The organism is Streptococcus sp. 27098_8_22 (genome assembly GCF_041432415.1).
Lineage (GTDB): Bacteria > Bacillota > Bacilli > Lactobacillales > Streptococcaceae > Streptococcus > Streptococcus pseudopneumoniae_M.
In genome coordinates this window covers 22,176-31,398 of the sequence record NZ_JAPVZP010000014.1, presented here as the reverse complement: position 1 = coordinate 31,398, position 9,223 = coordinate 22,176, and the positions used below count along the sequence as shown (strand labels likewise).

Here is a 9,223-nt window from a genome sequence, read left to right as displayed (position 1 = left end):
AAAAAGTAAAATACCGGAAATCTCCGGCATTGATTGATAAGCACTAGCTTCCTGAAAATAGATTTACCCATAAATCCCAAGATGCAGTGATGTTGATCATGATATGAAGTAAAATAGGGTAATAGAGAGAATGAGTTTTTCGGTAGAGGAATGCACAAATTGCTCCACCACTTGCATAGGTGAAAAAGGCGAGTGGTGTTAAACCTGAACTGACATGCACATAGCCAAAGACACAGGCTGATAGTAAAACATCTCCATACCAAGGTGAATCTTTCAAAAATGTATTCATCAGAACTCCTCGATAAACCAATTCTTCTGTAATTGGTCCTAGCAGACAAACAATAAGTAAAAGATAAGGTAACTCTTGTCGCCCTGTCATCTCAGTCAATTCATTTAAAGCGATTTGATTGGACGTTGCTGGGGTTAAAAAGGGCCATGCAATATCTAAAAGATAATTGACACCATAAGCAAGAAGCAAATAAACTGGATATCTCCATTTCCACTTCAACTCAAGCATTTTTCTACCTTCGAATACTAGTAAATATAGCATAGCTAGAAGAGTAACGCTAAACTCTAAAAAAGCAAGAATTTGAAAAAATTCTCGACTAGCAGCTACAAATCTAGCTGTAAAGTGATTAAAAATCCACCAAAACCAAGTCTTTCTATAAATGATTACCAATAAGGCTAGTAAAATCTGTACTGTTCTTCTTTTCATGATAAACCCTCTGCTTTTTTATCCACTATCAGTATGTTGCGAGTTTAGTATAGCATATATTTGCAAAAAAGCTTCTTCCAATCATGAATTGTAATTGAAACGTCCTAAATTGACATAGTAATCCTTATTTCCACTAAATTATGCTATAATATAAGCAAAACTCGTGAAAAGGAACTACTATGATTAAACTACTTGCCCTTGATATGGACGGAACTCTGCTCAACGAAGCCAAAGAAATTCCTCAGGCTCATATTGATGCCATTCATAAGGCTATCGAAAAAGGCGTCAAACTGGTTCTCTGTACTGGTCGTCCTCTCTTTGGAGTTCTTCCCTACTACAAGAAACTCGGTCTTGATTTGCAGAATGAATACGTTATTGTCAACAATGGTTGTTCTACCCACCAAACTAGTGATTGGGGACTGGTTAACTGGAGAGAACTTAGCAAATCAGACATTGAATACCTGAATGACCTTGCAGAAAAAAGTGAGGTTCAGTTAACTCTCTTTGACGAGGAACACTACTTCGTTCTCGGAGGCGAACCAAATCCTATCGTAAAATACGATGCGACACTCGTCTTTTCTGACCTGACTAAAATTTCACTAGAGGAAGCTACCAGTGGTAAATATCGCATGTTCCAGGGTATGTTCTTAGGTACAAAAGAACAAACAGATGATTTTGAACAACGATTTGCTGATGAACTTTGTCAGAGATTTAGCGGAGTTCGTTCACAACCAGTTATCTATGAAGCAATGCCACTCGGTACAACCAAGGCTTCTGCTCTTTCTCGTTTGGCTGAGATTTTGGATATCCAAGCTTCTGAAATCATGGCAATGGGTGATGCCAATAACGATATTGAGATGTTAGAATTTGCAGGGCTTGGGATTGCCATGGGAAATGCCAGCGACTATGTCAAATCTCTCGCGGATGCCGTCACTGCTAGCAATGAAGAGGAGGGTGTTGCACGCGCCATTGAGAAATATATTTTGTAGAAAATGAGCCCAGTCAACTAGTATTTCTAGCCAACTGGGCTTTTTATTTTTAGAAACTAAAAAACTTTAGAAACACTTTAGAAATGCTTGACGATTCTTTGATATCTATGCTTTATACTAGAGTTATAAAAATAAAACATCTTATACTCTTCGAAAATCAAATTCAAACCACGTCAGCTTCGTCTTGCCGTACTCAAGTACAGCCTGCGGCTCGCTTCCTAGTTTGCTCTTTGATTTTCATTGAGTATTAAAGGTTAAAGGAGAAAACTATGAAAACAGTCCTCGAAATCCATGGCTTGTCCAAACAATTTGGCAAACAACCTATTCTACAAGATCTTAATCTCTCAGTGAAAGAAGGAGATATCTATGGGCTTATCGGAAAGAATGGTGCTGGTAAAACTACTCTGATTAAAATCATTACCCAATTATTATATGCTGATCATGGAACTATTTCCCTCTTTTCCAGTCAAAGTTATAAGGAATGCACAAAAGCCCTATCTCGAGTAGGTTCAGTCATTGAATCTCCAGTAGCTCATAATCATTTAACGGCCTATCAAAATCTTAAATATTATTGTACTATTCGACATATCCCAAATGCTGATCAAGTCATTCAGGAAACGTTAAAGTATGTAGGGTTAACAGATACAGGTAGAAAAGTTTTTCGAGATTTCTCTCTTGGGATGAAACAACGTCTAGGTATTGCTATTGCTCTCCTATCAAAACCAGACTTTCTCATCCTTGATGAACCCATCAATGGTCTCGACCCAATCGGTATCAAAGAGTTTCGTCAAATGATTCAACGTCTGAATCAAGAGAAAGGAATGACCATTCTCATCTCTAGTCATATCTTGTCAGAACTTTATCTTGTTGCCAATCGCTTTGGAATTCTGGACCAAGGGAAGATCATTCGAGAAATCAGTAAGGCCGAATTTGAGACACTCAATGAAGACTATATTGTTCTGAAAACAAGTGAAAAAGAAAAAGCTAGTCAAATCTTAAAAGACAAAGTGCGTCTTGAATTTAAAGTTGTTAATTCAGATAATGAGATTCATATTTTTAGCCATGAACAAGATGTCAAACGAATTCTCAAAGAACTTACTCTAGCAGATGTCGCTGTTGATGAGATTTACTATGCTCGTCAAAATCTTGAAGAATACTTCACACAATTAGTAAAATAGGAGGAAGAACATGATTCATACAATTCAAGCAGACTTTTACCGTCTTTTCCGTTCCAAAGGTTTTTGGATTACAGAGATTGTTCTCTTTGCACTCATGTTAATGGGAGCTACTATTGGGGCTACAGGACATCTAATGTCAGTTGATACAACGCCCCCAGAATCAGAAATTCCAACCCAAGGTTGGAATGGTGTGCAAGCCCTGATTAACGCATCTAGTCAAGGTTCAAACCTCGTTTTTCTCTGTATTATCCTTGCTTGCCTCGTTCTGGGAGTTGATCTTATCGGAAAACTCTATAAAAACAGTTTGACAGTGGGAGTTTCTCGTACAGAATTCTTCCTAGCTAAGTCTGTTGTATTAGCCAGTATCGCTCTAATGCAAATTCTTATTAGCCTAGTTATTGCTTTCGTACCAGCAACTATCCTAAACGGGGTAGGAACGATGCCAGAAGGATTTATTGGCAATCTCCTTCTAACGATCGGCCTTCAATTCCTCTGCCTTCTTGCTTGGCTTTCCATTATTTCTTTCATTCTCTATGTGACTCATTCCTATTTGGCTGTTTTCATTGGCTATTTAATCAGTTCTATCTTGCTTTCAACGCCGATGCTTATCTTTCCAGATATCGAAATTTTACGCTATTTATCCTTAAATGTTGCCTATGCCATGACTGCCTATAGTCAGGCTGTTCTATACACCATTATCGTTACAGTGACTGTTATTCTATTCTTTACCGTTAGTGGACTTGCTGTTTTCAAGAAGAAAAGCTTATAAAAATGACCTCCTCTGTTCAAAAAGAGGAGGTTTCTTGTTTTAAAAAAGGATCTTAACTGTAAACCAAGCACCATCTGTACTTAGTTGTAGTTCTGCTCCAAGGAGATGAGATAGTTCTTCAGTAATATAAAGACCTAAACCAGAGGATTCTTCTGTATCTGAGAGATTTTCAGAGTAAAATCGCTGACTGAGATTTTCAATTTTGCGAATGGGTTGTTTGACCAGATTTGAAATTTCCAAACAAATGTGATTGTCCACTTCCTTCAAAGAAAATCTCGCTTCATCCTTACCATGTTTTAAAACATTGCCAATGAGATTTTGCAACATACGGTCTAATAAATCCGAATCTGTCAGTAAATACAAACCTGGTTCTACTTGCAAATCAAGGTCAATCTTTGCCGTCTGAAAAGAATCATAATAGGTCAGCAATTTTTGCGTCATAAATGTCGAGACTTCTAACTCAGATAAGTCAGGTTTAACTGCTCCTTCCATTAACCGACGATAGTCCAAAAGAGCCTCTAGACGTTTTGAAACTTGATTGAGATGATGGGAAATTTTTTTCAAACTCTCAGACTCAGGATTTTCTGTTTTAAGCAATTGCTGAGTGTAACCCGACGCAATCGTTAAAGGAGTTCGAATATCGTGGGCAATATTGCTAATAGCCATGTCTAAAGTCTGTTTTTCACGCTTCATAATCAAGCGTGACTGCTCAACTTCTTGAAAGAGATGATTGATTTGCTGGTAAAGATGTAAAAAATCCTTGGAGAAAGTTGACACTCCGATTCTCTTCATACTTCCAGTCAGAATCTTATCTTCAATCTGTTGGCTCAAGTTAACGAGTGCTAGATGATAGCGAATCAACCATATCGTCAATAGGATAATGACCAGCACTAGTAAAGATAGTAAAATGTAGATCATTGCTCATCTCCTTTTAACCGAACACCAACTCCCCAGATAGTCTCAATATACTCTTGCTCTGGATCCAGTTGGCCTAATTTTTTACGGAGATTACTTAAATGAGTGTTGAGAGTATTATCGCCTGGTAAATAAGTATCCTCCCAGACCAGCTCATAGAGTTCTTCTTTCGTGAAAATTTTCTTAGGATATCCCAGTAAGGTTTGGAGAATCAAACATTCTTTCTTAGCTAGGCGAATAGTTTCCTGGCTATTTTTGATTTCAAAACTATCTGCATCAAATTGAATATTTTTTAACTGTTGAATCAACTTGTTAGGATGTTCGATTTCAGCTGATTGCTTATCACTATTTTGACGTAATTGAACCGTAACCCTAGCAAAAACTTCATCCAAATCAAAAGGCTTTACGATATAATCATTGGCACCATCTAAGAGATATTGGCTGATGAGCTTCTTATCACTTAAGGCAGTTAGCATGATGACAGGAACTGAGCTATCTTTTCTAACGGCTTTTAAAACTTGATCGCCATTTTTGCCTGGAAGCATAATATCTAACAAGATTAGATCAATGCCACCTTGCTCAAATCGAATCATCCCTTCGGTACCAGAAAAAGCTTGAATCACCTCATGTTCCTCAGAAAGAAGAGTTTTCAAAATTTCTTGAATCTCATTATTATCTTCAACGATAAGTATTCTAGCCATAAACACCAACCTTTCTAATAGTATTATATCATGTTTTTTTAGGAATTTCGGATAAAGAAAAACTCTCCTTCATGCTTAAATACGAAGAAGAGTTCATTAGCTATATTAAATTAAAGCTGTCAATGCGGTAATAAGTCCAAAAATGATACCTGGTGCATTAGCTGCTGCCAAAGGAATATCACGTTCTTTTTTAAAGAGACCGTAGTAAACCCAAAGACTGCAGTTAAGTGCAGCTACTGCTGGTTGGATAAAGTTTCCTTTTTGACCCGCAAGGTTATTCATAATTTGTGGAATATAAGAGACATACATCATTACAGACATAAAGGTTGCAATCCAACCCAAAATTTTCATTTGTTTTTCAGACATTTTCTTCTCCTTTCAAAAACAGTCTCAATTATACACTATTTTTAAAATCGTGTGAGCAAAAAAACTTTTTGTTATGAAAATGTAAATTATCACAAGATTGTGATAAGAGTATTCGTAAAAATGGCGGTGGGACAGAAATCGATAGACAAAGTCTCGATTTCGTAGTCCCAGCCCCGCGAGGATGATTAGGAGCTTTTTGGAGTCTAAAAGACGAACAAAAAGTTCAATCAGCTACCGCGTCAAAGTTTGATTGCTAATAAAAAGTGAGGTCGGAATCTTTTGTCTCAACCTCAATCTTATTCATTTAGATAACTTACTTCTTCTCAATCGGTGCAACACTGGCCAAAAGTTTTTTCAAACCGACTTCTGGGAAATTGATTTTTAATTCCTGTGTTGATCCACTACCTGACACTTCAAGAACAGTTCCTTCGCCCCACTTCTTATGAAGGGCAATATCACCAATAGACCAGCTGGTTTCACTTGAAGTTGATTTTGATCCAGCAGCAAATTGTCCAAAAGGTAGTCCTTTTGATTCAATTGATCTTGGTGCTGCGTTGCGTTTACGATCTTGTAGAGCTTGAGCTAGACTCATGCCTTGACCAAAGGCGATACCACCACTGCTATAAGATGCTTTGAAGCTACTATTAGCTGGACGTGCCAAACCTTGATAAGTTAACAAATCTGAACTAATCTCATTGATAAAACGTGTTGGGCGATTATAGTTCGTTCGACCAAACAGCAAGCGTGAGTTAGCATTAGTCAGATAGAGAATTTTCTCTGCGCGCGTGATACCAACATAGGCTAGACGGCGTTCTTCTTCCAATTCATCCATGTCTTCTGCTGCACGACTAAGCGGAAAGACATTTTCTTCCATCCCAATCAAGAATACAACTGGAAACTCCAGTCCCTTGGCAGCATGGAGCGTCATCAAGGTTACTTCTGATGTTTCCTGACTGCCAGAGTCTGTATCTGCAATCAAGGCCAAGTCATTGAGGAAGCGACTGAGCTTATCCAAGCCAGTTTCCTCTTCTTGATTATCTGGATTATCATCGAAGTTCTTGGTAACAGAAAGGAACTCTTCGATATTTTCAACACGAGCCTTGCTTTCCAAAGTCGCCTGGGCATTGAGAATATCCACGTAGCCTGTCTTTTCCAAGACTGTTTCTACTAACTCAGTAATGCTTAATTGGTCCAGTTGCTCCCGCCAATCAAGAATCATATTGGCAAAATCCCAGATCGACTGGGCGGCCTTACCCTTAATTCCTGATAACATGATGTTAGCTGAAGCATCTAGCATAGACATGTTTTGTAGGTTGGCAAAGTCACGAATTTTCTCTACTGTTCCAGGACCAATGCCACGTTTAGGTTCATTGATGATGCGTTCAAAACTGATATTGTCACTCAAATTGGCAATGAGATTCAGATAAGCGATAATATCACGAATTTCCTTACGGCTGTAGAATTTTGTTCCACCAACCATGGTATAAGGAATATTGGACTTAAGCAAAGCTTCTTCAATCGTACGAGATTGGGCATTGGTACGGTAAAGAACTGCAAAGTCCTTGTGGAGGAAGTTTTGACTTCGACCAAGTTCATCAATGGTTTTGGCTACAAAGACTGCCTCGTCTTGTTCATCATCAGCACGATAGTAGACAATCTGTTCCCCATCAGCATTTTGAGTCCATAGATTCTTAGGACGGCGATTTTTATTGTTTTTGATAACGTCATTAGCAGCTTGGAGGATGGTCTTGGTTGAGCGGTAATTTTCCTCCAACAAAACAACCTTGGCTTGAGGATAATCCTTCTCAAAGTCCAAGATATTCTGCATATCAGCACCACGCCAACCATAGATAGACTGGTCTGCATCCCCAACTACACAGATATTTTGAAAGCGTGAAGCTAGGAGTTTGACTAATTGATACTGGGCATGGTTGGTATCTTGATACTCATCAACGTGGATGTACTGGAACTTCTGCTGATAATAAGTCAAAACATCAGGATTTTGGTCAAAGAGACGCAAGGTCAACATGATTAAGTCATCAAAGTCCACCGACTCTGACTGACGAAGTTCTTTCTGGTAAGCCGTATAACACTTAGCTACAATTTGCGTGTACATATCACCTGCCTGGGCAGCATAAGCCACATCGTCAATCAAATCATTCTTAGCATTGGAGATAGTTCCCAAAATAGCCCGTTCATTCCATTTTTTAGGATCCAAGTTTAACTGCTTGAGAATACGTTTCATGAGCGTCCGCTGCTCCCCTGGATCCACAATCGTGAAATTGCGATTGTAGCCAATGTGATCCGCATCGCGACGTAGGATACGCACGCACATAGAGTGGAAGGTCGCAATCAAACAGTCCTGAGTAGCTGGATCGAGTCCATAAGCACGCTCCTTCATTTCACGTGCCGCCTTATTGGTAAAGGTAATGGCCAAGATATTCCATGGGTTTACCAACTTTTCATCAATTAAGTAGGCAATACGGTGGGTTAAAACACGAGTCTTACCAGATCCAGCACCCGCCATGATCAGCAGCGGACCTTCAGTCGTTTGAACAGCCTCAGCTTGACGGTCATTCATTCCCTTTAGTAATTCGTTCATTTTCTCTTCCTTATTCTTCAAGTCAATGTTTCTATTATATCAAAAAAGCAGAAAAATAACTTTTCTTAGAACTCTTCTGATTATTTTAGTTGGCAAGACAAGAAGAGGCTGGGACAAAAGTCCTAGCCTCTCAATTCTCTTTTGATTGTCGAGCAAGACGCAGTGGTTGAGTGGGCTCTACTACGCTGATTTCATCAGCTTTTACAGCCCTACTCAACTGTGCGGAGGTGGGACGGCGAAATCGAATTCTAACGAATTACCGATTTCTGTCCCACTCTCAGTAATTATTCTATTAATCCTTTATAGATTGCAAAAGCGTCATTAAGGCTTGGGCAGAACGACGTCCTGCTTCTACGATAAATTCATCAAAGGAAACGGATGCTTCATGGTTGGCATTGTCACTCATGGCACGAACGACTAAGAAAGGTAAGTTCAAAGCGTGAGCTGCTTGAGCAATAGCTGCCCCTTCCATCTCTACAGCAAGAACTTGAGGGAAGTGCTCTTTTATCGCTTTGATTTTATCTTCTCCAGCAACAAAACTGTCTCCTGTCGCAATCAAACCTAAATGCCAAGTTTGTTCCAGTTTAGACAAACTCTCTTGAATCAAACTGATAAACTTTTTGTCTGATTCAAAATAGAGAGGCTGTTGCGCCATTTGACCGTAATCATAGCCAAAGGCAGTCACATCAACATCGTGATAGGCAAGCTTGTCTGCAATCACTACATCGCCTACTGCAATCCCATTTGCCACTGCACCAGCAGATCCAGTATTAATCACTGCATCCACCTGAAAGTAATCTGCTAAGATAGCGACACTCATAGCAGACATGACTTTTCCGATTCCACTCTCTACAAGTACAAGCTCGACAGAACCAATCTTACCAGTATGATAGCTGTTTCCCAGAACCTTTTCTTCGCTGGCATCGTCCAAGTGTTGAATCAAGTAAACTAGCTCTTCTGGCATAGCTGCTATAATTCCAATTTTCAT

At 39.1% G+C, this 9,223-nt stretch carries 9 protein-coding genes; 3 read left to right on the top strand and 6 right to left on the bottom strand.

The annotated features are described in order from the left end of the window. Positions 1-43: 43 nt before the first annotated feature. Positions 44-715 (bottom strand): CPBP family intramembrane glutamic endopeptidase, encoded by a 672-nt coding sequence (locus tag O3633_RS10115; protein ID WP_371621192.1) that lies wholly within the window; start codon positions 713-715, stop codon positions 44-46. Between the two features lie 179 nt (positions 716-894). Here O3633_RS10115 and O3633_RS10110 point away from each other — a divergent pair, with 179 nt between their 5' ends. The 3 genes from O3633_RS10110 to O3633_RS10100 all read left to right on the top strand — a co-directional run bounded on the left by O3633_RS10110 (position 895) and on the right by O3633_RS10100 (position 3,651). Then, entirely contained in the window at positions 895-1,704 is an 810-nt protein-coding gene (locus tag O3633_RS10110; protein ID WP_371621191.1) for a Cof-type HAD-IIB family hydrolase, read from the top strand. 269 nt (positions 1,705-1,973) lie between these two features. After that, positions 1,974-2,882: an ATP-binding cassette domain-containing protein gene (locus tag O3633_RS10105; protein ID WP_371621190.1), complete on the top strand. Its 909-nt coding sequence runs from the start codon at positions 1,974-1,976 to the stop codon at positions 2,880-2,882. Positions 2,883-2,892: 10 nt separating this feature from the next. After that, positions 2,893-3,651, top strand: a complete 759-nt coding sequence (locus O3633_RS10100) for an ABC transporter permease (RefSeq protein WP_049529654.1) — start codon at positions 2,893-2,895, stop codon at positions 3,649-3,651. 39 nt (positions 3,652-3,690) lie between these two features. On the opposite strand, the gene O3633_RS10095 is transcribed toward O3633_RS10100, so the two are convergent. The 5 genes from O3633_RS10095 to O3633_RS10075 all read right to left on the bottom strand — a co-directional run bounded on the left by O3633_RS10095 (position 3,691) and on the right by O3633_RS10075 (position 9,223). Beyond that, positions 3,691-4,569, bottom strand: coding sequence for a sensor histidine kinase (locus O3633_RS10095; protein WP_049529653.1), 879 nt, complete (start codon positions 4,567-4,569; stop codon positions 3,691-3,693). Next, a complete protein-coding gene (locus tag O3633_RS10090) occupies positions 4,566-5,267 on the bottom strand; it encodes a response regulator transcription factor (protein ID WP_049529652.1) in 702 nt (233 codons plus the stop codon). The genes O3633_RS10095 and O3633_RS10090 overlap by 4 nt, the downstream gene beginning before the upstream one ends. Positions 5,268-5,372: 105 nt before the next feature. Then, a complete protein-coding gene (locus O3633_RS10085) occupies positions 5,373-5,633 on the bottom strand; it encodes a SemiSWEET family transporter (protein ID WP_049529651.1) in 261 nt (86 codons plus the stop codon). Positions 5,634-5,946: 313 nt separating this feature from the next. Further along, complete coding sequence (pcrA, locus tag O3633_RS10080; protein WP_371621189.1) at positions 5,947-8,235, bottom strand: DNA helicase PcrA; 2,289 nt, start codon at positions 8,233-8,235, stop codon at positions 5,947-5,949. Positions 8,236-8,527: 292 nt separating this feature from the next. Further along, positions 8,528-9,223: a 5'-methylthioadenosine/adenosylhomocysteine nucleosidase gene (locus tag O3633_RS10075; protein WP_371621188.1), complete on the bottom strand. Its 696-nt coding sequence runs from the start codon at positions 9,221-9,223 to the stop codon at positions 8,528-8,530.

Excerpts from the sequence above, each read along its gene's own strand:
- O3633_RS10115 (WP_371621192.1), bottom strand. The coding sequence starts at position 715 with ATGAAAAGAAGAACAGTACAGATTTTACTAGCCTTATTGGTAATCATT.
- O3633_RS10110 (WP_371621191.1), top strand. The coding sequence starts at position 895 with ATGATTAAACTACTTGCCCTTGATATGGACGGAACTCTGCTCAACGAA.
- O3633_RS10105 (WP_371621190.1), top strand. The coding sequence starts at position 1,974 with ATGAAAACAGTCCTCGAAATCCATGGCTTGTCCAAACAATTTGGCAAA.
- O3633_RS10100 (WP_049529654.1), top strand. The coding sequence starts at position 2,893 with ATGATTCATACAATTCAAGCAGACTTTTACCGTCTTTTCCGTTCCAAA.
- O3633_RS10095 (WP_049529653.1), bottom strand. The coding sequence starts at position 4,569 with ATGATCTACATTTTACTATCTTTACTAGTGCTGGTCATTATCCTATTG.
- O3633_RS10090 (WP_049529652.1), bottom strand. The coding sequence starts at position 5,267 with ATGGCTAGAATACTTATCGTTGAAGATAATAATGAGATTCAAGAAATT.
- O3633_RS10085 (WP_049529651.1), bottom strand. The coding sequence starts at position 5,633 with ATGTCTGAAAAACAAATGAAAATTTTGGGTTGGATTGCAACCTTTATG.
- pcrA (WP_371621189.1), bottom strand. The coding sequence starts at position 8,235 with ATGAACGAATTACTAAAGGGAATGAATGACCGTCAAGCTGAGGCTGTT.
- O3633_RS10075 (WP_371621188.1), bottom strand. The coding sequence starts at position 9,223 with ATGAAAATTGGAATTATAGCAGCTATGCCAGAAGAGCTAGTTTACTTG.